The 24,050-nt window shown below is 47.1% G+C and carries 20 protein-coding genes; 12 read left to right on the top strand and 8 right to left on the bottom strand.

Annotated elements, in window-relative coordinates; translation table 11 throughout:
- The first annotated feature begins 15 nt into the window (after window positions 1-15).
- From HHL16_RS12145 to HHL16_RS12105, 9 genes are all read left to right on the top strand, one after another.
- Window positions 16-1,518 carry a RagB/SusD family nutrient uptake outer membrane protein gene (locus HHL16_RS12145; protein ID WP_169425465.1) on the top strand — a complete coding sequence of 501 codons (1,503 nt, stop codon included), beginning with the start codon at window positions 16-18 and terminating at the stop codon, window positions 1,516-1,518.
- Between the two features lie 30 nt (window positions 1,519-1,548).
- A complete protein-coding gene (locus tag HHL16_RS12140) occupies window positions 1,549-2,409 on the top strand; it encodes a hypothetical protein (protein ID WP_169425464.1) in 861 nt (286 codons plus the stop codon).
- A 23-nt stretch (window positions 2,410-2,432) separates the two neighbouring features.
- A complete protein-coding gene (locus HHL16_RS12135; protein WP_169425463.1) occupies window positions 2,433-2,936 on the top strand; it encodes an LEA type 2 family protein in 504 nt (167 codons plus the stop codon).
- A gap of 13 nt (window positions 2,937-2,949) precedes the next feature.
- Window positions 2,950-3,978, top strand: coding sequence for a TlpA disulfide reductase family protein (locus HHL16_RS12130; protein WP_169425462.1), 1,029 nt, complete (start codon window positions 2,950-2,952; stop codon window positions 3,976-3,978).
- A gap of 87 nt (window positions 3,979-4,065) precedes the next feature.
- Window positions 4,066-4,791, top strand: coding sequence for a porin family protein (locus tag HHL16_RS12125; RefSeq protein ID WP_169425461.1), 726 nt, complete (start codon window positions 4,066-4,068; stop codon window positions 4,789-4,791).
- 18 nt (window positions 4,792-4,809) lie between these two features.
- Window positions 4,810-5,985 carry a S41 family peptidase gene (locus HHL16_RS12120; RefSeq protein WP_169425460.1) on the top strand — a complete coding sequence of 392 codons (1,176 nt, stop codon included), beginning with the start codon at window positions 4,810-4,812 and terminating at the stop codon, window positions 5,983-5,985.
- 121 nt (window positions 5,986-6,106) lie between these two features.
- Complete coding sequence (locus HHL16_RS12115) at window positions 6,107-6,688, top strand: hypothetical protein (RefSeq protein ID WP_169425459.1); 582 nt, start codon at window positions 6,107-6,109, stop codon at window positions 6,686-6,688.
- Window positions 6,681-6,965 carry a transcriptional regulator gene (locus HHL16_RS12110; RefSeq protein WP_169425458.1) on the top strand — a complete coding sequence of 95 codons (285 nt, stop codon included), beginning with the start codon at window positions 6,681-6,683 and terminating at the stop codon, window positions 6,963-6,965. The genes HHL16_RS12115 and HHL16_RS12110 overlap by 8 nt, the downstream gene beginning before the upstream one ends.
- Before the next feature lie 86 nt (window positions 6,966-7,051).
- The gene (locus HHL16_RS12105; RefSeq protein ID WP_169425457.1) at window positions 7,052-7,735 is read left to right on the top strand and encodes a hypothetical protein; all 684 of its coding nucleotides are present in this window, start codon (window positions 7,052-7,054) and stop codon (window positions 7,733-7,735) included.
- A gap of 82 nt (window positions 7,736-7,817) precedes the next feature.
- Here HHL16_RS12105 and HHL16_RS12100 read toward each other — a convergent pair whose 3' ends face one another.
- The 4 genes from HHL16_RS12100 to HHL16_RS12085 all read right to left on the bottom strand — a co-directional run bounded on the left by HHL16_RS12100 (window position 7,818) and on the right by HHL16_RS12085 (window position 14,548).
- Window positions 7,818-8,582: a hypothetical protein gene (locus HHL16_RS12100; protein WP_169425456.1), complete on the bottom strand. Its 765-nt coding sequence runs from the start codon at window positions 8,580-8,582 to the stop codon at window positions 7,818-7,820.
- A 66-nt stretch (window positions 8,583-8,648) separates the two neighbouring features.
- A complete protein-coding gene (locus HHL16_RS12095; protein WP_169425455.1) occupies window positions 8,649-10,181 on the bottom strand; it encodes a hypothetical protein in 1,533 nt (510 codons plus the stop codon).
- Window positions 10,182-10,231: 50 nt separating this feature from the next.
- Window positions 10,232-13,480 carry a TonB-dependent receptor gene (locus tag HHL16_RS12090; protein ID WP_169425454.1) on the bottom strand — a complete coding sequence of 1,083 codons (3,249 nt, stop codon included), beginning with the start codon at window positions 13,478-13,480 and terminating at the stop codon, window positions 10,232-10,234.
- 42 nt (window positions 13,481-13,522) lie between these two features.
- Window positions 13,523-14,548 carry a FecR domain-containing protein gene (locus tag HHL16_RS12085; protein WP_169425453.1) on the bottom strand — a complete coding sequence of 342 codons (1,026 nt, stop codon included), beginning with the start codon at window positions 14,546-14,548 and terminating at the stop codon, window positions 13,523-13,525.
- 193 nt (window positions 14,549-14,741) lie between these two features.
- On the opposite strand from HHL16_RS12085, the gene HHL16_RS12080 reads away from it, so the two are divergent.
- Entirely contained in the window at window positions 14,742-15,290 is a 549-nt protein-coding gene (locus HHL16_RS12080; protein ID WP_169425452.1) for a sigma-70 family RNA polymerase sigma factor, read from the top strand.
- On the opposite strand, the gene HHL16_RS12075 is transcribed toward HHL16_RS12080, so the two are convergent.
- From HHL16_RS12075 to HHL16_RS12065, 3 genes are all read right to left on the bottom strand, one after another.
- Window positions 15,287-15,739, bottom strand: a complete 453-nt coding sequence (locus HHL16_RS12075; RefSeq protein WP_169425451.1) for a MauE/DoxX family redox-associated membrane protein — start codon at window positions 15,737-15,739, stop codon at window positions 15,287-15,289. The two genes, HHL16_RS12080 and HHL16_RS12075, sit on opposite strands and share 4 nt — an antisense overlap.
- Before the next feature lie 119 nt (window positions 15,740-15,858).
- Window positions 15,859-18,066 (bottom strand): TonB-dependent receptor, encoded by a 2,208-nt coding sequence (locus HHL16_RS12070; RefSeq protein WP_169425450.1) that lies wholly within the window; start codon window positions 18,064-18,066, stop codon window positions 15,859-15,861.
- An 83-nt stretch (window positions 18,067-18,149) separates the two neighbouring features.
- Window positions 18,150-19,601 (bottom strand): AMP-binding protein, encoded by a 1,452-nt coding sequence (locus HHL16_RS12065; RefSeq protein WP_169425449.1) that lies wholly within the window; start codon window positions 19,599-19,601, stop codon window positions 18,150-18,152.
- Window positions 19,602-19,817: 216 nt separating this feature from the next.
- Here HHL16_RS12065 and HHL16_RS12060 point away from each other — a divergent pair, with 216 nt between their 5' ends.
- Entirely contained in the window at window positions 19,818-20,387 is a 570-nt protein-coding gene (locus HHL16_RS12060) for a GNAT family N-acetyltransferase (protein ID WP_169425448.1), read from the top strand.
- 46 nt (window positions 20,388-20,433) lie between these two features.
- On the opposite strand, the gene HHL16_RS12055 is transcribed toward HHL16_RS12060, so the two are convergent.
- Complete coding sequence (locus tag HHL16_RS12055) at window positions 20,434-20,622, bottom strand: hypothetical protein (protein WP_169425447.1); 189 nt, start codon at window positions 20,620-20,622, stop codon at window positions 20,434-20,436.
- Between the two features lie 163 nt (window positions 20,623-20,785).
- On the opposite strand from HHL16_RS12055, the gene HHL16_RS12050 reads away from it, so the two are divergent.
- Window positions 20,786-24,043 (top strand): TonB-dependent receptor, encoded by a 3,258-nt coding sequence (locus HHL16_RS12050; protein WP_169425446.1) that lies wholly within the window; start codon window positions 20,786-20,788, stop codon window positions 24,041-24,043.
- Window positions 24,044-24,050: the final 7 nt, after the last annotated feature.

Below are 24,050 nucleotides of genomic sequence, written 5' to 3'. Positions count from 1 at the left end.
GCAAAATAATTAGAAATGAAAAAACATTGCTTATTGCTGCTGATGATTGCGATCAGCTTTTCATCCTGCAAAAAATTCCTCGAAGAGCGCACCCAGAGCGACATGACGCCTGAAACAACGGAAGACTTCAGCCAGTTGTTAATGGGAACAGGTTATCCCATCAAAGGAGATGTTTTCAATCATTACCTCTTTCTGATGGATGATGATATTCAGGCCTATTCCAATGATGAACAGGATGAACTGGAAATAATCAAAGCATACGACTTCTTCAGCTGGCAACCGGATGCTTACCAGAGATCCAGTGATCGTGGCATGGGGGTTGGTGCTTCAACTCCCTATCAGAAATATTTCAGCAAGATCATGGGATGCAATATCGCTTTGCAGAACGGAGATAAATCATTGGGAAACCAGGTAGAAAAAGATCAACTGATGGGAGAGGCTTACGCATTGCGCGCCTACTATTATTTCCATCTGGTGAATCTGTATGGCCAGCCTTATAACGATTCTACCACTACTCCCGACAAAAGCCCTGCCGTTCCGCTGGTAGTAACAGCTAACCTGAGCGAAGGTCGGATGACGAGAAACTCTGTAGCGGAAATTTATGCTCAGATCGAAAAAGATGTGGATAGCTCTGTTGTGCGATTGAAAAAATCGAAAAAAGAAACTTCCATATACCGCATTAATCATCTGGCGGCAGCAATGCTGGCGTCGAGAACTTACCTGTTCACAGAAAAATGGGACAAGGTGATCGAAAACGCAAGCTATGTGCTGAACAGCAAAATGCCCTTGCTGGATCTGAATTCCTGGGATCCTAACTACGACCCGCTGATGAATAATGTTTCAAAGCCAATCTACTGCGAACAGACACCGGAAACATTGTGGTTGTTTGGATGGCCCGACGATTATAACGGAAATGCCGGCCTCAATATGTTCTATGATGTTTCGGAAGACCTGGTTACTAAATTCGAACCCACCGACCTGCGCAGCAAAATCTACTTTTTCAAAGTGCCGGATTGGATTGCATGGGTATTCAAAATGCCTGTTCTCAATATTAAAAGAGCTGTTGCAGAAGGTAATTTCAAGCAGCAAAGCGGAGGTTCTTTCCGTGTAACTGAAGCGTTACTGAACAGGGCAGAAGCTTATGCGCAGAAATACAGCACTACCGGTGATGCAACATTTGCAACCAAAGCGCTGGCCGATCTGAACCTGCTGCGTTCAAAACGTTTCAAAGCCGCGGATTTTGTACCTGTGCCTATGATGCCTGCTGCGGATCTTGTGAATTTCTGCCGCGAAGAAAAAAGAAGAGAAATGTTCGGCGAGAACATGCGCTGGTTCGATCTCCGCAGATATGGAATGCCCTCCATTTCACACTCCTATGCTCCCAAACCTGGCGTAAGGCAAACCTATGTGCTGAAAAAACGAGATCCCATGTATCTGTATCAGATTCCTATAGATGCTATGGAAGTTAACCCCAGACTGATTCAGAATCCTAATCCGGGCAGAAGAAATCCTTCTTAATACGGCTTACACTGATTAAAAATGAAATCGATGAAACAACATATTTCTTTCCTTAAAGTTGCTCCCGCAGTATTGCTGGGAACAGCTTTCCTGGCATTCTCTTCCTGCAAGAAAGAAGCTGCACTCACTCCGTCTGAAGACAACCGACTCTATCATATGCCACAGGGCAACAAACCGGTTGATCAGCAGATCATGCAGGTGCTGAACAAGTACAGAACCTATATTTTATACAATTTCACGGAGCCTGATTTTATTTATACGCCAACAGGACCATTCTCCAGAAATGCCACGGCAACATCTGCGGGCCCGGAACATGCACAGGAAGCAATGGATTTTCTCAATGCCAACCTGTTCAGCCTCTATCCGGAGGAGTTCCTTCAAAAGGCAATGCCATTGAAGATACTGCTGGCAAAGGATCTTATCGTTCCATTGCAAAATAACTATCCTTCAAGTGATCTGACGCCAACCTACCCGGCAGCGAGAGATGGCTACAATCATATTGTGCTTGGATGGACCAACCGTATTGCTACACTTACTCCGGCTGAAGTAGACAGTACACGCGGACAACTGAACGCATCACTGCTGATGGTAGCCATCAACAGAGGACTTATTCCAATGCCAACAGGCTTCGATAAGGTTACTGTCTATTCGGGTGTTGGTCTCACGCCGAATACAGAAGGGGTGTACAAAACCTACACCCAAATGGGAGCAACGGAAGATCTTCGCGATCACCTTACTTCCATCCTTACAAATGATTATGCAACGCTTGAATCTACCGTATTTATCCCTTCAAGAGATGTAAACGGAAAATTCAGGAAAAAGTACGATCTGATCATCGACTTCTTCAAGGATACCTATGGTATAGATCTGCAGGAGATCGGAAACAAATAAACTAACAGTAACCACTACACTACATGAAATTGTTTAGATGTTCAGCAAGGATGCTGATGCTGGCAGCAGGTTTACCCCTGTTGCTGGCTTCCTGCTCCGTATTCGACACACCGGAGATCCGCGAACCGAAAGAACTGCCCATCCGCATTCTCAAATTCGATACCTCCGGCCATGCACAGATCCGGATCGAAGCACATTGCTACAACCAGAACCGTCTCGGATTCAATTTCAAAGGCGGCGAACTCGATCTGCATTTGAACAGCTACAAACTCGGCCATGCCGTGATCGACACAAATTTCAGTGTGGATGGACACAGCAATTTTATGGTGCCCATTCAGCTGACCATCAATGCTGCTGAGCTCGGAGCTATTCCGGGCCTCGATTTCACTAAAGACAATCTGGTTAAAGTGAATGGTACAATGAAAGGCACTGCCCTCGGCATCAGCAAATCATTGCCCATCAATTACGAAAAGCAACATACCATCAAACTCATTCTGCCGTATGCGGTAGATGAAAATGTGAAGTAATAAAACCTACCTTATGAAAAAAGCATTCCTCTTATTTGCAGCAATCGTTCCGGCTCTTTGCTTTGCACAGCAGCAATTCACAATCAAAGGCTCGCTCAGCAAACTGAAAGGAGCAGCTACTGTGTATCTGATGTATCAAACACCCACTTCCACTGTTTTTGATACAGCAAAGCTGGTGAATGGAAACTTCGTTCTCAAAGGAAATGTGAAAGATCCGCGGAAAGGCATGCTGATTCTGGCTCGTGGCACCAAAACGCTCAGTGATGCCACTACTGTGGAGATGAAGGAGTTTTATCTGGAGAACGGATTGGTTACACTGAAAGGTACAGACTCTATCGGCAAAGCAACGATAACCGGAGGAAAGGCCAATACCGATCTGCGCAAATGGGCTGCGATGAGTGGCACTAATGCCGATGATGTAGACATCAAAGTGGCTGAAACATTTATCAGAAATAATCCTGCTTCCTGGACCAGTCTCGATCTGGTGCTTGCTCCGGTGCGAATGCAAAAAGATGGTGAGCTGATGGAGAAGTTGTTCGAAACACTCTCGCCCGAATTGCGGAACAGTGAAAGAGGACTGGCATACGCAGAAAAATGCCGCCTGAAAAATGCACTGAAACCCGGATTGCCTGCTCCTGAGATCACCGGATTTACGCAAGATGGCAAACCCATAAAATTGTCTGATTTCCGTGGCAAAATTGTTCTCCTCGATTTCTGGGCAAGCTGGTGCAAACCATGCAGGGAAGTAGGTCCGAAACTGGAAGAAGCCTTTGAGAAATACAAAGACAAAGGATTTGTTGTGTTGGGAGTTACCATGAATACCGAGAAAGAAAAAGCGGCATGGATAAAAGCTATCGGAGAAGACCATATCACCTGGCCGCAAATGGCCGATGGTAAAGGCTTCCAGGGAGAGATTGCCAAAACTTACCAGATCAGCATTCTGCCTCAGAGTGCACTCATCGATAAAGATGGAACTTATCTCGGTATCGGTATGGTGGGAGAGAAGCTCTATGAGTGGCTCGATAAACTGTTGGCCCGGTAACCGGTTTCCACCATTCGTACATTGCATACGATAGTTTAACAGGATGTATTTGTTGCAATTGCTGCAATGAATTATCTTACTTTTCGTATGCTGAAAAATCTATCTGTTTGTAAATTCACTGTGCTTGTTTGTTTGCTGTGGATGCCTGCAATGAAGGCCACAGCGCAGTTTTCAGCCGGCATAACAGCCGGGTTCACACTCAGCCAGCCAGATAAAGCACCTGGTGTTATTTACTCTGAATATCTTCCTGCCGGCGGCTTTGCTGCCGGCTTTTCTTTTCAATACAACCTCGATGCAAGGCTGGCCATTTATGCAGAGCCAGGCGTTTTTCAAAAGAATATCAGTTACCGTCGCACCAAGAATTATTCGGCCACCTGGGAGAAGAACAGCAATACTTACCTGCAACTACCGGTAATGCTGCAGTACCGGTATCCACTTGGTAAAAAGCTGGATGCCTTTGCGCAGGCAGGTGCGTATGCAGGCTGGTGGGCATTCAAATCGAAGAAAGGAGCCATCCCAAATATTTATGATCTCACGGACGGAACGGCTCCGGATGGGACGCCCAGTTCTTATTTCCGCATGGCGGAGTATTCGGAGAACAATGCTTTCGAGTCGAAGAAAGACCAGCGTTTCGACTTCGGTGCCGTCGGTGGCATCGGCGCCAATTGGTTGTATAAAGATGGATACCGCCTCTCGGTTGAGATCCGGTACAGCTACTCACTGAACAGCTATCAGAAAGAATACATGGAGAACCAGCAACTGCATTCCCACCGCACAGCAGCTGTAATGATCGGATGGATGAAAGATCTGTAAACCGGAAAAACAATAACCATGCAAGCAATCACTAAACATATACTTGCTATCCTCATTTCAGCAGGCGCTTTGCTGAGCTCCTGCAAAAAAGAAACTGCCGGCCCGGAATCCGGCACTCCGGCCAACTTCAATGAACTCTTCGATCGGTTCTGGTCTGAAATGAATTCCCGCTATCTCTTCTGGGATATCGACCAAACCAACTGGGAAGCGATGCGCAGTAAATATGCGCCCATATTTGCAACACTCGATCTCAATAAAACTGAAGACGTAAAAAAGTCTGTAGGATATTTCCGGGAGATGACAGCCGGTTTGATCGACGGGCATTACTACATTAATTTCCTGCATCCTGCGCTGCGCGATTCCATCATCAATCCATCACGCGATCGCAAGCAGCGTATGGCGGGGTATCATCCCCGTGTGAGCTATGCGTCACTGGTGCGCGCGAGATACCTCTACCTCGATTACAGGGAAGGACGAGACAATACCACCGATCCATCCAGACAGGTCTACGCTTTAACCGGTACTATCGGAGGCGATGTATTGTACTTCCACTGCAATAGCTTTTTTCTGTACGATGCATGGACATCCACCAAAGAAAATGGCGTAAAACCCGTGCTGGAACAGTTCTTCAGAAGCCTGAGCACATTACCTCCGGCCATCAGAGGCATTATCATCGATGTGCGCGGAAATACAGGAGGCGATATCAGCGATATTAATTTTCTCATGGGCAGATTAACCAATCGCAATGTTCAGTTCGGATTTACCAGGTACAAGAACGGCGCAGGAAGACTCGATTTCACGCCATGGGTACCCAGCTATATAAGACCATTGCAGGGCAGTGCCGGTGTTTCGGTACCGGTGATTGCGCTGGCAGATAACTTCTCGGCTTCTCTCGCAGAGAGTGTAACACTGGCTGTAAAACAATTGCCCGGAGGAAAGTTCATTGGTGAAACAACATGGGGAGCGAATGGTCCGTATGCATTCAACGAACAACTCTACAATGCGGGCCCATTCAAGCTTACAGGGTTTATGGAGGTGCAGACATCATCTGCTGCATTCAAAACCGTCGATGGTACTATCACCGAAGGGCAGGGTGTTGTTCCGGACATTCCGGTTCCATTTGACCGGGCTGCTATTGAGCAGGGGCAGGACGTTATCCTGCAAACCGCATTGGATCAGTTGCGCAAACCCTGAGTAGCAATTTCCCCGATTTAAGTGCATTTACCGGCTTTCATCCGTCATTCACCGGAAATTTTACCAAAGGTCTGGTTTGTATTGTAAACTATATTTACTTTTGAGTGTAAATCGAGCAAACATGAAACAATCAGAACCTGTTCTTACACCTTCCGAAAGCCTGCAGCTGATAGCAGGAGTATTGGCGGGAACCAATAACCAGGTGCGAAACTGGCGATTCTATTTTCTATTGTGGGGTTGGCTGATCTTTGCCGCCAGTGTATTATTTTACGTGCTGAAAGAAGTGGCAGGAGTGAAGCTGTTCTTCCTTCCTTTTCCGATACTTGTGATCACAGGCATTGTGGTGAGCATGGTGCAATACAGAAAAAACCGGCATTCATCTGAAGGATACGCAGATCAGTTTCTGCAAAAGCTCTGGATGGTGCTTGGTCTTGCCTTTATTGTAGTTGTACTGGTAAGCATCGTTCGGCAGTTGCCACCATTCACTTACACCATGGTTATCGGAGGAATCGGTACATTGGTAACCGGAATGCTGATCCGCTTCAGACCAATGGTGGTTGGTGGGGTAGTGTTTTTGGCGATGGCAGTTGCCAGTGTGTTTGTGGCAGATGCTTACAAACCGCTGATGCAGGCCGCCGCTGTACTGAGCGGTTATCTGCTGCCCGGATATTTATACAAGAACGAAAAGACAACGGATGTTTAATGAACTCGACCCCGTGCTTGGAACGCCGGTTAGGCTGGCGATTGTTTCGGTACTGATCAAAATGAAAAAGGCCGATTTCGGCCACCTGCTGGAAGTAACCAATACTACCCAGGGAAACCTCAGTCATCAGATCAAAAAACTGAATGAAGCTGGGTATGTGGAAGTGCTCAAAACCTTCAAGGGCAACTATCCGCAAACCATCTGCTCGCTCACACCCACGGGAAGAAAGGCATTTGAAAAATATGTGTCGGATATAAAGGGCTACCTGCATCTCTGACAAAAACGAAACTGGCCTGAAAAGGCTTTTTTCTGGCAAATAAAGTCTGTAATACAAACTAAATTAACAACACAAACAAAAACATCATGTCTGCAGTAGTCAATAAACACAAAGGACCCAATCCCGGCATCACAGCCGTGGTATATGTGGCGCTGTTCGCACTGAGCCTTATCGCTTATTTTGCCATGTCTAACGGAACCGGATATCCGATTGTATTCGGATCTCCCGAAGAAAACCAGCGCATCTTTCTTCAGTACGGTGATGCATTGCGAATCAATGCCTTTCTGCAATTCGGATCAGCCATACCACTTGGCCTCTTTACAGCAACCGTTTGCAACAGGCTCGATTTTCTCGACATCAAAGTGGCAGGCATTTCCATTGCCTTCTTCGGAGGTATGGCTGCTTCTCTGTTCATGGCTTTGAACGGGCTCAGCACCTGGGTGCTTACTCAGCCTGGGGTGGCTGACAATAAAGATATTTTACATGCATTTCAGTTATTCGGATTTGCCACTGGAGGCGTGGCACATATTGCCGGGCTTGGCTTACTGATGGCAGGCATAGCTGTTCCGTGTTTGCTGCTGAGGCTGACACCCAGGTGGGTGGCCTGGTTGGGGCTGTTGCTGGCTGTGGTTTCGGAGTTGTCAGTCCTCAGCTTTATTTTCTTTCCGTTTTCGTATCTGCTGCCTGTTGCCAGATTCGGATCTTTTATCTGGATGATCTGCACAGGCTTCACGCTCACCAAAACATTTCCTATGCGCATCAAGGGCTGATGCCTGCAGTGCTGTCCTTGCCGGTGAATAAACCGGCAGGGCCGCTGCTGCGCTTCTTCGCGTAAAAAATCATCGCCACTGTTTAGAGCGGATAACACATGGATAGATCCCAGAACAGTTTGCCGTCAAATTCAAATGTGGGAGTGGGCATTACATAACGTTTGCCGGTCTCCAGTACAATCAGGTTGAAAGACATTGTTTCGTTTGGAATGAAGTCTACGAGCAGCGATCCGTCGTTGCTGTCGTATGCTCTGAAGTATAAAGGATAGATATTGCCATCGGGAGCGCGGAGATCCGGAATGTCTACGTAGGAACTCAACTCGCCGTTTTTCACAGGAGCGAGTGTGGCGGGAATTTCTTTGATGCCAAGGCCATCATACGTTTCGTCGTAATAGAACTTGTATTGAACGGTTTTCTTTTGTTCGCCGATCCTGATGGTATGATAGAACTGCAATCTCCAGTGATCAGCCGGTATGGGAGTAATGGGAGGCTGCATAAACTGGCGGATGCCCAGCGTATTGTCGATGAGCGCCCCGAATGCATAACTGAGGCCGGAAGGAATGAAGGTGGTATCGAGGTATCTGGTGTCGTCTGCTGCATCTCTGATGGATATGGCAACAGGCTTGCTTCCTTGCGCAACCATTTGTGTGGCGAGGTAGCCAGGTTCGATCTCTGCTTTCTTAACGCCATCGAGGTAGAGCGACACTTTAGGAACATTCACAAGCGCGTTGTTATACAATACAAGCTTTGCGAAGTTATAATTTTCTACAGGTGTTCCTTTGCTGCATGCATTGATCAGACCGATAGTGATGCAGGCTGATACAATCATTGAGAATTTTCTGAACATAATTGGTATAGTTGAAAAAACAGGCGGCGGAGCCCGAAGGCTCCGGCCGCTGTTTGTAAATAGTTACTAGAATCTTGCCCATCCTGCAGCCCAGTTGTCGGCAGCAGCAGGTCCGAATGCACCTCTGTATGCAACAGTGGTGAATGAGAAGAATGAGTTGCAACCAACACACTGCAATCCTGGGAGACCGCAATTTGCCCAACCACTAACAGCTGGTGAGGTAGTTTGCGGTTGATAGAATGCAGGTTGACCAGGAAGGCCTGCGTGATTGAACGGATTTCTCAGCTTGATGTCTGCGTTAGCGTTAGAGTTGATGTACGCCACGTTTTTGTCAGATCCGCAACCAGCGCCGGTTGTAGTAGCCTGAGCAAGGAAATCAGCTGAAGTCCATGGTGTTGGAGAGCAGGTAGAAGCACCACCTACAACAAAAGCAGAAGCAGCGTTGTAAGCATGCACCAGGTTCGATTTCAGAGAATCAACCGGTGTTGTGCTGAGGTACTTGTTCTGAGCTTTACAGTTGTCGAGCAGGATACCGCTCTTGTAACCGAGAATGATGCTGTTCTCCAGAACGAAACCAGCATTTCTTCTCCACTGATTACCCACACCACGGTTAGCAGCAGTAGCTTTAGCTATGTTAGGATAACCGATCAGCGTAAGGTTGCTGATCACAGGGCGTGTTTGTGGATTGTCGTCTGATCCAACACCGCCAGGAAGTGCGTTGTCGTTATCAGCTTCAATGCCATTTGATGTGCTGATGTCGGCACGGGTAGTGTCAGACAGTCCAAGAATGAACTGAAGATGACCCTGATAACCGAAATCGAAATCATAGATGTCGTCCAGAGGATCAACAGCCACGAGGTGTTTGGCATTCACGTTACCACCGAAGAATTCGAAGGCATCATCGTTTGCTTTGTACACTTCAACATAATCGATCTCAGTTCCGCAACCTACACCACCGAGTGTGAGACCATTGATCTCATTGTCTGTAGCGAGTGCATAACCTGCATACTCGATACGTACATAACGGAAGATGCCTGAATTGTCGTTGCAATTTGTTCCACCATAGTTGGCACCAGCTGGTGGATTGTCAGGTACACCTTCAATTCTTGGGTTGCTCTTGTTAACAGGTGCATTACCCAGAATGATTACGCCGCTCCAGTCGCCGGGTTGCGGATTGTTGTTCCAGCGATAAGAGGTGAAGATGATCGGGCAGGAAGCCTGACCTGTGGCTGAAATCTTCGCGCCACGAGTGATGATAAGACCGCCTCCTGGATTGGTGCCTACTGCAGCTCCTCCAAGAATGCGTGTGCCTGCCTCAATTTCCAAAACGTCCAGTGAATCCACCCAAACCAGTCCGCTCAGCGTATACTCGGTACAGCTTTGCAGACGAATGGTGTCTCTTACAGTTGGTCCTGTACCCAATACACCTGTAAGTGTTTGAGTACCGCATGAACCCGGTGTGCTGCAGGGAGCCAGCGTTGCTGAATTGGCGCCACCAGCATCCGGATTGTCCTTGAAATTTTTCTTACAAGCCAGAAAAATCATTACACAGGAGAGTACTCCCACCGTTGAACCCAAAAGGATGTTTGTCTTTTTCATCACTTTTTTGATTTTAAATTTTTATAGAATAAGAAATCAGAGGGCCAATGTTATCTGCTGAACTGGTAACTGATACTTAACCCGTAGGTGCGCCCCGGAGTAAGCCGCTGTATCAATAAATCTGTGTTCTTTTGGTATTGTAAGTAGTTGCTTTTGTAATTGCCGCTTTTCGCATCTTCATACTCCTGCGGATTCTTTCCCTGATTGGTATATACCACCGAATAGGCATCAAGAAGGTTGCTGATATTCAGTTTTACTTCCATCTTCTGCTTCAGAAAACGATAAGCTATCTGCGCATCGAGAGACTTCATCGGCTGATCGTACTCACTCGTTGAAGCACGTGTTACTATAATGAAAGGCCTTGCCGATACTGAGTTGTAACTGAGACTCAGGTGCAAATGTTTGTCGTCGTAGTAAAGCCCCAGATTGGTCATGATATTGCTCTGACCCGTTAATGGTCTTTCTTCTTCTTTCCCTACTATTATTTGAGGAAGCACATTAAGCGGATTGGCAGGATCCATTTTGTTGAGGTTCTCATCCATCGGTGTTACCTTACTTTTCAACGCTGTGAAGTTTCCATACACGGTAAGATTCTTGATCACAGGAATCTCCGTGAACTGTAACGTTTTCCGAACCTCCATCTCTATGCCGTAACTCTTGCTCCTGTAATTGTTGTAGAGTTCGTACATGCGTTGACTTTCCACCTGTCTTATCTCCATCGGGAATTTGATGTTCTTGTAGAATACCGAAGCAGACAATACTTCTCCTGCTCCCGGATACCATTCAACCCTCATATCGTAATTGTCCAGTGTTGTGGTGTGCAAAAAGTAAGCGTTGTAGTTTCCTCCCAGTTCAAAATCATATTCCCTGAACCATGCCATCTCACGCAGATCCGGTCTGATAACGCTTTTTGCGTATGCTGCGCGGATGTTGATTTTGGATGTGAGGCTGTATGTGATATTCGCAGAAGGGAAGAAGCGCCAGTTATCTTCTCTGTTGTAGAGTTCAGAGAAATCAAGCTGATTGTCTCCGCCACGACCTCGGTTGATGTCTTTCACAATTCCATCGAGAGCACCATTCACTTTGTTCATGTCGAAGTATTCTGCTCGTGCTCCCCAAACCAATCTGAATTTCTTCCATCTGTGATCGAACATGGCATAAGTGGCGTGCAGTGATGCGGTGCGATTGTAATCGTCTCCGAAATTGGATACACCGCTGCGTCCGCCACCATACTGTGGACTGAATAACTGTCCTACCGACGGATAGGTGGTGAAATCGCCGGGATAATCGCCCATCATGGCTACAAAGAAACGTCTGTCTTTCACCCAGCCTGCATAACCGGGCTTGATGATCGTTCTCACATTTCCAACCTGAACAGGCAGCTGAACATTCAGATTCCATCCTGTATTTTTTTCCAGTGTATTGGTGTACATGCGAAGTGATGCAGGATCATCGGCCGGCATCGAATTTCCTTCGGGATAATAACCCGCCATGGTGAATTCATTGTGCGGGAGATCGAAGTTCGATGGAACAGGATTCCATACCAGCACATGGTTATCCGGACGAACCTTCTTCGCATATGCATAGTTGATATTCCAGTTCAGTTTGATTCCTTTATTGCCAATGCGATGTTCGCCGCGCAGCTGGCTCTGCCAGAGTGTGGTCTGGAACAAACGTTCTACGAATGCTGAACTCGTATCGTTGTCGGTTGCCTGATGCAGACCGGTTCCAAAATTGGCTTGCTGATCGAGCAGGCGGGTGAACAGGTTCTGCCAGCTGATCGTAAAGGAAGGAGTGGAGTAGCCCACACCCAGCACACCGCCGATATTGGTGTTGAACATAAATTGTCTGCCATTCAGCATGCTGGTATGTCTTTCATCGGTTCCTGTTCCGAAACCATATCTCGCCGAAAGCAGATCCTGGATCTGTTGCGTATTGCGGTAACTGATCGATGCGATGAAGCCTACCTTTTGCTGACGTGCTGTATTGATATCGAATACTCTGCCCAGCGATATCTGATAGTTCTGTGATGGCTGCGCTTTGTAATAGTAGGGTTGCCAGTTGTTTTGCAGAATGGTGCCGTTTCCTTTTGAGGTCTGCAATTCGCGGATATCCTGCAAAGATTTCCAGTCTTTCTTTCCACCAACATAACGATGTGAAGCATAGTCTCCGAAGTACTCGCGGTTGTTCTCTCTTTTCAGCGATAACAGGTTTTCTCCGGTAGTATTGCTGTTGATGCTTGCGCCAACTGTTACGTTGAGAAAGTTTTCTGTTGGTATTCCCTTTGTGTTGATCTGCACCAGTCCACCTCCGAACTCTGCACTCATATCGGGAGTAAGCGTTTTGTTTACAGTGATATTGTCAACGATGTTGGAAGGAATGATGTCGAATGCAAATTGTTTTCGGTTGAGCTCGGTGCTGGGCATGGGCTGTCCGTTCAGAATGGCTTGGTTGTATCGTTCGCTCAGTCCGCGCACTACCACATATTTATTGTCGAGTGAAGAAATGCCGCTGATTCTTTTGAGGCTTTCTCCGATGTTCTTGTCGGGTGTTCTGCTGATCTGTTCTGCACTGATGCCATCGGTGATGGCTGCATTGTTTTTCTGACGTGTAAAAAAGCTGGCCACCGATTCTCTTTTCGCTGATGCTTTTACTACAACGGCTGATAATTGTCCTTTTTCTCTTTTCAGGGTGATATTGAGATCGGCTGTTTGATTCTCTTTCACTTCAATCTGTGTGATCAGTTTCTTCCCGTAACCGACTGCTGTGATCTCTGCTTCGTAAACACCTTTGGGAAGTGTAAGCTGAAAACTGCCATCGATGGCAGTACTGAGACCCTGACTGCCGATACGGATGGTAACATCGGCAATCGGATCCCCATTGTCTTCGTCGATGATCTTTCCGGCGATGCGGCCGTTGTTGTTCACGGCTGCTGCAGCACTGGTGCGGAGCACACCGATGTTCTTACTGGAAGTAACGGAGAATTTAAGTCCGTAATGATTGGTGAGATGTTTCAGCACATCCGCTAATGGACTGTTCGCAAACTGAACATCCTGTACGGAAAGATTGCTGAGCGATTTATTGTCGAAGGTAAAGGTGTAGCTGGTTTGTTGTTGCAGGGTGCGCAGCAGGCTTGCTGCGTCTGAACGACTGATGTTCAGCGAAACTTTTTCGGTGAGTGGTTCGCTGCTCTGCTGTGCATGTACGGATTGCATGAGCAGCAGGCTCAGCAGCATGCAAAATGTTTTTGTTTGCCATGAGGAGATCAATTGCAGTTTCGATTGGTAAGTCCTGATCATAACAGCGATCATTGTTGTATGTTTTGTATTGATTTTGCGTGCTTAGTTTTTATAGAGGTAACAGCTTCCGTCTTTTTCTTTGAAATGCAGACCATGTGCAAAGAGCATATTGCCCAGCATTTCTTTGGGATCGCCGCCTTTGAAAATGGCTGTGATGTTTTTTCCGTTCAGTTTGATATTGTCCGGGATAATGATATTGAGTCCGCTCTGGCGTTTCAGCCTGTTGAGCGCATCTGCCAGCGGCACATCATCGAGCACCATCCATCCTCTGGTGAATACTGCCGCATCTTTGTAGATCAGCGGTTTGATGGTCATGCCCGATTGCTGCTTGTTGTACACCAGTTGCTGACCAGGTTCCAGAATGCGTGGTGCAAAATGTTTGAGGGTATCGGTCGATGCATTCACGGCAACCTTTCCGGTAACCAATGAAATCTTTACTTCTGTTTCGCCGGGATATGCTTCGATATTGAAAGTGGTACCAAGTACCTGTGTAATGATCTTATCGTTTTCAACAATGAATGGTCGCATAGGATCATTCGCTACATCGAAAAATGCTTCACCTTCCAGTCTGATGGCTCTTTTCTTTTTGCCGTATTGCAATGGCTGATAGCTGAAGTGGCTGTGTGCGGTGAGCCAGATGGCAGTACCGTCGGGCATTACAGCTTTGGCAGTTGCGTCGGTGGTATTGAAAATGGTATCGTAATTCTCTAATGCTGCGAGTTGTTCCGCATCGTATTGCTGGGCGGGTTTTGGCTGCCACCAGAGAAACCAGCCCAGCACCGGAATCAGCACGGCTGCTGCTGCGGCATACCACCATTTTGCATTCATGGGTCGCGATGGTTGAAGAAACCCTTTCCACGTAGCGCTTCTGATACCTTCTGTAACTGATTGGAACAGCGCAGCGGGGATTGTCTCCGGAATCACCGCTTGCTGTTCCTCGTTCAGCAACTCCTGCAATTCATCCAGGTTGTTTTGACTGTTTGTGAGATATTCTATCACAACCTTCTCTTCCTCCGGAGTGCATTGCCGGTTAAAATATTTTTGAAGAATTGATTTGTCTACTGTCATACAGTCTATTCACGCAGGCGGGGAAGAAAGCGGAACCTGCCGGAAGCGGCTTAATAATTTGGTAACACAGTTGATTGTGTATCAATTACAACACATGAACGAATTGTTATCTTTCACGAATAGAAAATGGGGCGAGAAATAAATCCTCATCTTGCACTTGCCTTATCAACCCGGCTGTTCATAACTAACAGGTATGTATCAACGAAAACATCAATTCGAAAAGATCTTCCTGAGCACAAAAGATCTGCTGTACGGCTACATCCGGAAATTCACAGAAAGTGAGCATGATGCCAAAGACATCCTTCAGCAAACCTATATCCGCTTCTGGAGCAGGATAGATGAGCTCAAAGATCCGGATAATGCCCTTCCGCTTCTTTACACGTATTCCAAAAACCTCATTATCGATACGGTGCGACGAAAAGCCGTAGAAAAAAAGAACCTGCAGCAGTATGGGTACATGCAGGATGGGGAGGATAATGAAACCATTCTCCGGTTCACCGGCAAGGAAACCATCCGTGAGGTGAATGAAGTGCTGATGCAGCTGCCCGAACGGCGCCGCACCATCTTTCTTATGCGCAAGGAGTATGGACTAAGCTCCAGTGAAATTGCAGCTAAGCTGAACATCAGTCCACGCGCGGTACGCAGACATCTGGAAGAGACGGTGGTGGCGCTGAAAAATCATCTCACTGCGGCAGAGCTGTTTGCTGTGCTGGTGAGTTCGGCATCGCTGATGCAAAACTAGCGGCGGAATCCGAAATAAATTATCCAGCCGATCAGCAACGCCTGCATTGGAATCCTGAACCAGAGATAGGAGAGGCCCGGTCCGTCGAATGTTCCTTTTTCGTAGTTGATTCTGTTGATGGCCGCATAGATATTTGCGGGAAGTATCAGTACAAGCATGGCAATCATGGCGATGGCTGCTATATGCCTTGTTTGCGGAATTATCAATGCAATGCCCAGCACTATTTCAGCGATGCCGCTGAGAAATATAGCAGTTTCTCTGTAGGGCAATGCGGGCGGGATCATCATGGCCATTCCTTTGGTGAACATAAAGTGCCCCAGCGCGGTAAAGCAGAACATCACTCCCATAGCGAGATTGCCGTTGAAAGTGAGATTCAGCTTGCCTTTGAGGACATAGGATATGAGTATGCCGAGAATAAATGTGCCGAAGAGAACTATAAGTGGTTTCATGTATCAGGTTTGAATTTTCAAATATAGCGCTGATCATCAGGCATGTAAAACCAGGGCCACTTTTCCGTCGGTGAGTGGCCGGATTTAGCCGGTCAATGATGCATTTGTCGGTGAAAATCTTAAAACCGGTAACTGATCACACCCCTGATATTGAATGGAATTCCCGGCGTGAAATGAATTTCCGTTACCGGCTCTGGTTCGTCTTTCAGTCTGCTGGTAGTGGCGAACTGCGTTTCGTTCCAGCTGGCATTCAGAATATTTTCTGTGATGATGCCGATGCCGAAATGTTTCCACTGATATTGTATGCTGGCATCGGTGATGCAGTATCCTTTGGCCACGATGCTGTTGTCTTCGTTTGCGGGCCTGTCTCCCAGATACCTTGTTTTGATACTGGCACTAATGCCCGATGGATGTTTGAACGCGATGCCTCCCGCCAGTGTTACGCGAGGTGCAAGCGGAATGCGGTCTTCGCCTTTGGGCTCTTCTGTTGCTCTTGCATAGGTGTAAGTGAAGTCTCCGTTGAAGAACAGGTATTTGCCGAGCTGATATCTTGCGCCGAGATCGATACCCTGTCTGCTGGATTTTCCTGATGGCTCCACAACGCCTTCATCTCCTACGTACACGAACTCCTGTTCGAGATAGATATACCATGCTGCTGCATTCAACATCAGGCGTGGCAAGGGTTTCCACATGATGCCGAGATCTGCGCCATATGCTGCCGGCAATATCTTTTTACCCTGCTGCGCTACCACTACGCGGGTATCGTTGCTGTGAAATCCTTTGCCGAGTTTCAGAAAGTATTGCAGACGATGGTTCTGGTTGTAAATGATATTCAGTTTTGGACTGAGCGTCGATTTGCTCTGTGATTGTTGTTTGTAGTTTGGCGCCAGCTGATCGGTGTAATCGAATTTCAGGTGATCGATGCGAAGGCCGGGATTGATCACCCATTTGCCTGCATTGATTTCTGCATTGGCATATCCGGAGAGATTGGTTTCGTTGATATCTCCCAGCATTATTGGCTCCACTGTTGTTTTGCGGTTGACGGTATGCGACAATTCGATATTGCTGATATTGTCGTTTCTCAGTCCGACACCCGCCTGAAAATCGATGGTGAGTTTGTTGAGATAGAAGTTGCGATTCAGCTCAGATTGAAACCCGATGATATTTCTTTTTTCTTTCTGTCTGATCTGGTCCCCATTCACGGGATCGTTGAGAAAGAAAGTAAAGTTGCTGTAGAGTTCAAAATCGTAGTGGCTGAAATAGGCAGTGTTCTTCACGAATGTATTTTCATCCACCTGTTTGAGAAATTGCAGGTTGATATTCGAGCGCGAAGTGTTTCCTCCTTCGGTATCGTCGATAGCGCCGAAGCGGCTGATGAGGCCATGGGTGGCCCTTTCAGGGATTTGTCCGCTTGCATTCCATTTGCTGGTGAAATGCGAGGCAGCTATTGAGAGTTTATCGTTATTGGGCAACCATACACTGTACTTGCCCATCAGATTGAGACGGTTGAAATTCTGCGGCGAATCGAAAAAGCCATCTGTTTTGGTATAGTCGGTTGCAAACCATGCTGCATTTTTTTCGTTGTTCAGCAGGTTGAACATGCCGAGGGTTCGGAAGGCGTTGAATTTGCCGGCTTCGAGTTGCACCAGGCTGTTATCCAGTCTGTCTTTCGTTTCAAATGCTACGTATCCTGCTGTTGCGAGATTTCCTTTGCTGGCGTAGTAAGGCCCTTTATCGAAATCGATCTTGCCGATTGTTTCCGGAATGAGAAAGTGAAGATCAGCATATCCCTGTCCATGTGCATGGCTTACATTGTTTACAGGCATGCCATCCACACTGATGTTGATATCGGTTCCGTGATCTATATCGAATCCGCGAAGGAATATCTGTTCTGCTTTTCCACCACCGGCATGCTGACCAATGAAGAGGCCTGGCACCTTGCGCAGCAACTCCTGTGAGGAATTCACCGGATTGGTTTGAAGATCGATATCTGCAATTACGTTGAGATGGCGCACTGCGGCGGTGATCGTCACATTGTCCAGCTGAAATGCTGCTGGTTGTAACAGTATCTTCAAATTATCTGCATCAACGAATATAGTCTGTGCCGCGTAAGACACATGCGTGATACGGAGTGAATCGCCTTTGGCAGCATCGCGAAGGAAAAAGAATCCGTTTTCATTGCTGTGCTCGTGAGCGCCGGAGCGAAGATTGTAGACAGTAGCGTTGACCAGTGGCTTTTTATCGTGGCTCATCACCACACCTTTTACGCCCTGTGCAAAAGAATAAGTTGCGGAAAGGATAAGTAAAATGCAAAGCAGTTGCTTCATGAGATCCGGGTTTGTTTTGGGAGGCCAAAGATAAGACCGGGTGCTCTGCGATGAGAAGCAATTACATAAGCGGTTACAGGGTTTTACTCATACATCTTGTCGAGATAGCGCTGGTAGAATTGTTCCAGTGCCGGATAATCTTTTTTGAAATGTGCATTCATCGGAAAATGAGGAGTAGGGAAGAAGTGAGTAGGACGCAGATGCGACGGGATGTTTTCCAGCAGGTGCATATGATCTTCGAGTTTGAATCCCGGCGAACTGGTGAAGAACAATCCAATGGTCATGTACTTGCGGGAATAGATGGCGGCTGCATCTGTAATGGGATGTATGCCGGAAAAAAGATATTCGAGATTATTGAGATTGATGCGATGCCCCTGATAGCGGATCTCGCGTTCAACGCGGCCTGCGTAATAATAGAGATCCTCTTCTTTGTTGTAGATAACGAGGTGGCCGGTTTTGAAATAACGTTCACCATCGAGTTCTGTAAAATGATGGCTGTCGGGCATGTTGAGGTATCCGTTGAAGACCTGATCTCCTGCAACACAAAGCTCACCCTCGATATTTCCATCTGCTGAAAGTTGTGCATCTGCGATATAGGCACGGCAACCGGTGTTGAGTCTGCCGATGCTTACTATTTTGTTGAAGCTGTGATAGTATGCTCCGGCTTCATAGGTTGTGCAGAAGATGCTCAGTTCGGGAATGCCGAAACAATTGATGATGCCGGCGTTGGAACAATGTTCTTTGATCAGCTGCATATCGGTTTCAAACAACGGTTCACTGCAAAAGAGAATATGTCGGAGCGATTGCAGGGGAACCCGCTTGAACAGGCGGTTCTTCTGCATCAGACGAAGTACAGATGGCACTACACAAAGGATCTGGCTGGCCGGCCAATCGGGAAAGAAAGCATCGTTTCTGATTTCATCTTCTGTGATATGCGCCACCGATGCATGATTGTTCCATGCCAGATACATGGCGAGTATGCATAGGTCTGAAGAGAATGCAAACGCATTGGCGATCACTGCCGTTTCTTCCACTTCGAATAATCTTTCGAGATTATCGCTGAATGCCGAGATGTTGGCATTGCTGATACCCACGCCCATGGCTGCTCCGCCGCGACCGGTAGTGAAAGTGATATACCTGAGCCCTGCCGACGAAAAGGTGTCGGGCGACTCTGTTTCTCTGAAACATAAATAACAGGTGTCGAACCCAGGCAGTTGAAGCGGTTCGTATACATGCTCCTGTTGCCGGCAGTGTGTGAGAAATAAATTGGAGTTGGTAATAATGGCGCCGGGATTAATGATGGCTATCTGCGCTTCGATGGCTGCAATATCATCCTGCAGGGTAACCGGACAATAAACATACTCATAGTTGAAACAGCAATAGAAGCCGAGATAATACAGTTCCGGCTGTGCACTCAGCACCATTATTTTTTTATTGCTGCTATGGGGCAGGGCTTTGCGCAATACAGCGGAGGCTGCATCGAAATCGTGGTAGCTGAATTTTTTATGTTTTGAATATAGGAATACCTGATCCATAAAATAAAGTTTGAATGGTACCTTATTGTATGCCGGTCACAACGGGGATGCGTGTACGGATCTGTCAGGCGGCTTGGGTCAGTGTGCAGGAGGGACCTGTGGTATAAATATAAAAAGAATGGAAAATATATCAAAGTGTTTGCTCATTGAAATTGTAAAGGAAGGGATGGATAAAAAACTCGTAATAATCAGCGTCTTCTTATTTTTGCCTTTACTATGTCATCCTCCTATCTGTTCCAATCTTCCCGCCTGGGATTCCGCCGATGGAAATCCGAAGACCTTCCGCAATTAGCTGCACTCAATGCAGATCCTGCCGTAATGGAATTCTTCCCGCGACCCTACAATTATGAAGAAACGGAAGCGGCTATCGCCCGCTATGATACTTCTTTTGAGCAGAATGGATTCTGCTTCTATGCGGTAGACCGGCTCGATACCGGCGAGTTCATCGGTTTTATCGGATTTAGTCTGGCCAGGTTCGAAGCGGACTTTACACCATGTGTTGAGATAGGATGGCGCATCATGCGATCTCAATGGGGTTATGGATTTGCCACCGAAGGCGCAGCGCGATGCCTGCAATTTGCTTTTGAAGAGTTGCAACTGAAGGTTGTCTATTCTTTCACAGCATGGAACAACGTAAAAAGTGAAAATGTAATGAAGAAGATTGGCATGCGTAAGACTGCGGAGTTTCTTCATCCGGCCTTGCCTGTTGGACATGAATTGCAATTGCATCTGCTCTATCTGATTGAAGCAGGTGAGTTTGCTTTGGCGCATGCTTCAAAAAAGTAATATGCCTGTTAGTTAGGGTATTCCTCTTAGTTATGATATCGAACTGTTAGGTGTGGAACATTTTCCTCATTGTGGAATCTGTTTTACGTCCGATTCTCCTCTTCTGTTTTGCTGTTTTTTGCAATTCCTCTTTGCGTGTATCTGCGTGAGGGAAATAAGTGGTTGCTAAAACACGCAGAAAAAGGCAATGCTGCTGATTGCCTGCTATTTTCGCATAATTGATTTTGAGTTTCATAAAGCCTTGTCTGTTCTTGATTTGATGCGATTCGACTGTTATCGTTTCAAAAACTTCGAAAAACTTTCCTTTCGTGTTTGTGCGGTATTTGATTTTAAATATAAATTTACAGCAGAAAAACGCACGACGGCTTTTACAACACCTTACTAAAACGAACTTGCTTATGACAAAAAGAGCCATCCTCTTTGCGCTTACTGTTTGCGCAATGCTATGCTGTAGTTTTCCCCTCTTTGCGCAGCAACTAACCATCACCGGTACCGTTCGGGCTGAAGATGGAAAATCGCCACTGAACGGTGTGACTGTTTCAGTTAAAAATGGCAACCGCACTACACAAACCGGCACCGACGGAAAGTATTCGATCGTAGCCAGTATCGGCCAAACACTGCAGTTCTCCTTCGTGGGCTATGCGCTTCAGGAAGTGGAAGTAGGAAAGAAATCTGTAATCAATATCACCATGTCTCAGCAGAATGAAAGTCTGAACGATGTGGTAGTAGTTGGTTACGGAACCCAGCGCAGAGCCAACCTTACCGGTTCTGTAACCACTGTAAATGTTAACAGAACGCTGAAAAGCCGCCCCATCACCGATCTCGCGCGCGGCTTGCAGGGAGCTGTACCCGGATTGACCATCACTACGCCCAGCGGTGATATCGGTACCAATCCGCAGATCAGGCTCAGAGGCATGTTCGGATCATTGAACGGTCCGGGTGCAATTCCACTGATCCTCGTCGATAACGTGGAGTTCCCCGATCTCCGCCTCCTGAACCCGGATGATATTGAGTCCATCTCAGTTTTGAAAGATGCGGCTTCTACTTCTCTTTATGGAACGCGTGGTGCATGGGGCGTAATTCTCATCACTACCCGCACAGCCAAGCTGGGCGGCGATCGCAGCGCCATCAGTTATTCCAACAACTTCTCCTGGAATAAACCTACCATCACTCCGAAAGTAGCGCCCATCGTAGAAGGAACGGAGATGATGCTGAAAGCTAATCAGCGTGCCAATCCTACCACCAATGAATTCAATGTGCTGGGACTTTATTACAGTCAGGCTACATTGGAGAAAATGAAAGAGTGGCAAAGCAAATACGGAGGACAAGATCTCGGAAACGATATGGTGATGGGCCGCGACTTCGATCTCGTTGGCACCAAACTCTTTTTCTATCGTCCATGGGACCCCATGAAAATGTACATGCGCGAATACACGCCGCAACAATCTCACAATATCAATTTCTCCGGAACAAGCGGTAAGACAGGCTTCACGCTTGGGCTTGGCTATCTCGGACAAAAGGGTGTGCTCAAAGTGAACCCGGATGAGTTCCAGCGGTTCAATGCCACACTGGGTGTTACTTCCCAGCTTGCGGACTGGTTCACGGCACGCGGCAAAGTAGTGATGAGCCGCGCAAAAAGAACGGTACCTTACCTTTTCTCCAGCGATGTGTATGATCCCTGGTATTACATCACGCGCTGGCCGGCATTTTATCCCTATGGCACATACGAAGGAAAGCCATTCCGCAGTTCCATCACAGAAGTGGAACAAGCCAGCATGATTCCACAAAAAGACAATATGAGCCGCATCTCACTCGGCGGAACTTTCAAGCTCATCAAAGGATTAACTGTAGATCTCGACTACACCTATCACAACGCCAATTACAACGAGCTGCAGACCGGTGGTACAGTGAGTGCTTACAATTTCTGGGCATACACCGGACTCAATTATTCCAAATACACTTCTGCAACGTACGATCGTGCAGTGGCGATTGCTGCAAGAAATGAACGACATGCTTTGCGCGGTTTCGCTACCTACACTAAAAAAATAAATGATCACAGTCTCAAGTTCATTCTCGGAACAGATGCTGAGAAATACGAAGTATACAGTCAGCGATCCGAAAGACGCGGATTGATCAATGAGGATTTCGGAGAAGTGAACCTCGCTACCGGCGACCAGTATGCATCGAGCAGCCACAGTCACTGGGCTACGCTCGGTTATGTGGGAAGAGTGAACTATGCGTATAAAGACAAATACCTGCTGGAAGTGAATGGGCGTTACGATGGTTCATCGAGTTTTCCCCGCGACGATCAGTGGGCTTTCTTCCCGTCGATGTCGCTCGGTTATCTGATCACTGAGGAGAAGTTCATGGATTTCAGCAAGCCCATACTGAGTTCATTGAAACTGCGTGGATCATTGGGTAATGTAGGCAACCAAAGTGTAGGAGGAAATAAATTCCTGCGTACAATGAATTCTACTTCTTCGGGATGGTTCATCGGAGGTGCGAATCAACTGACTTTCACCAATCCTCCATTAGTGTCGAGCAGCCTCAGCTGGGAAAAAGTGCAGATGCTCGATATCGGCGCCGATGCCAGATTGTTCAACAATACACTGGGCGTTACTTTCGACTGGTATCGCCGTACAACCAGCGATATCATTTCCAATGCTATCTCGGTTCCGTCGACCCTCGGTACTTCAGCGCCTGTACTGAATTTCGCGGAGCTGCGCACAACAGGGTGGGAGGTTTCGGTAGATTGGTATAAACAATTCAACAACGGACTGCTGCTGGGTGTAATGGGAAACGTCTCCGACTTCAAAGAAGTGATCACCAAATTTGCCAACGACACAAAAGATATCAGCTCTCACTACTCAGGTAAAACCATGGGCGAGATATGGGGATATACCACAGATCGCTTTTTCACCAAAGACGATTTTGAACAGGATGGAAGCGGCAACCTCATTATGGTGAACGGGAAATATGTAATGAAACCCGGCGTAGCGAAACAGGAACGGTGGGAAGAAGGTGCTTTCTTCTATGGCCCCGGAGATATCAAATACGCAGATCTCAATAAGGATGGGAAGATCGATATCGGCACCAACACGGTAAGCAATCCCGGCGATCAGCATATCATCGGAAACTCTACACCCCGCTACCAGTATGCGTTGCGGCTGACTGCTGAATTCAAGGGATTCGATATCGGTGTATTCTTTCAGGGCGTAGGTAAACGTGATCTCTGGGCGAGCGGTCCGGTTGTGATACCCGGTTACAGACCAGGGGAGGGCTGGTACGATCATCAGCTCGATTACTGGACGCCCGAACGTCCCGATGCGTATTATCCAAGGCCAACGGATCATATCAACAGCAATGGTACACGCAATTTTCTGCCGCAAACAAAGTACCTGCTCAATATGGCATATACCAGACTGAAGGTGCTGAACTTCGGATACAAGCTGCCGCAGAAGCTGATCAAACGAGCACATCTGAATAATGTGCGCGTGTACGTGAGTGGTGAAAACCTCATCACATGGGATCATCTGAGAGTGCCGATCGATCCGGAAGTAGACTACACTACAGCCGGATTGGGCGATCCCAATACATTCGGAAGGGTGTATCCTTATCACAAATCTTTCTCTGCAGGTATCCAAATCTCATTCTAAAAGTTGC

Source organism: Pseudoflavitalea sp. G-6-1-2 (assembly GCF_012927185.1).
Classification (GTDB): domain Bacteria; phylum Bacteroidota; class Bacteroidia; order Chitinophagales; family Chitinophagaceae; genus Pseudobacter.
The sequence above is the reverse complement of the archived record's forward strand: the minus strand, read 5'-3'. Positions and strand labels throughout refer to the sequence as shown.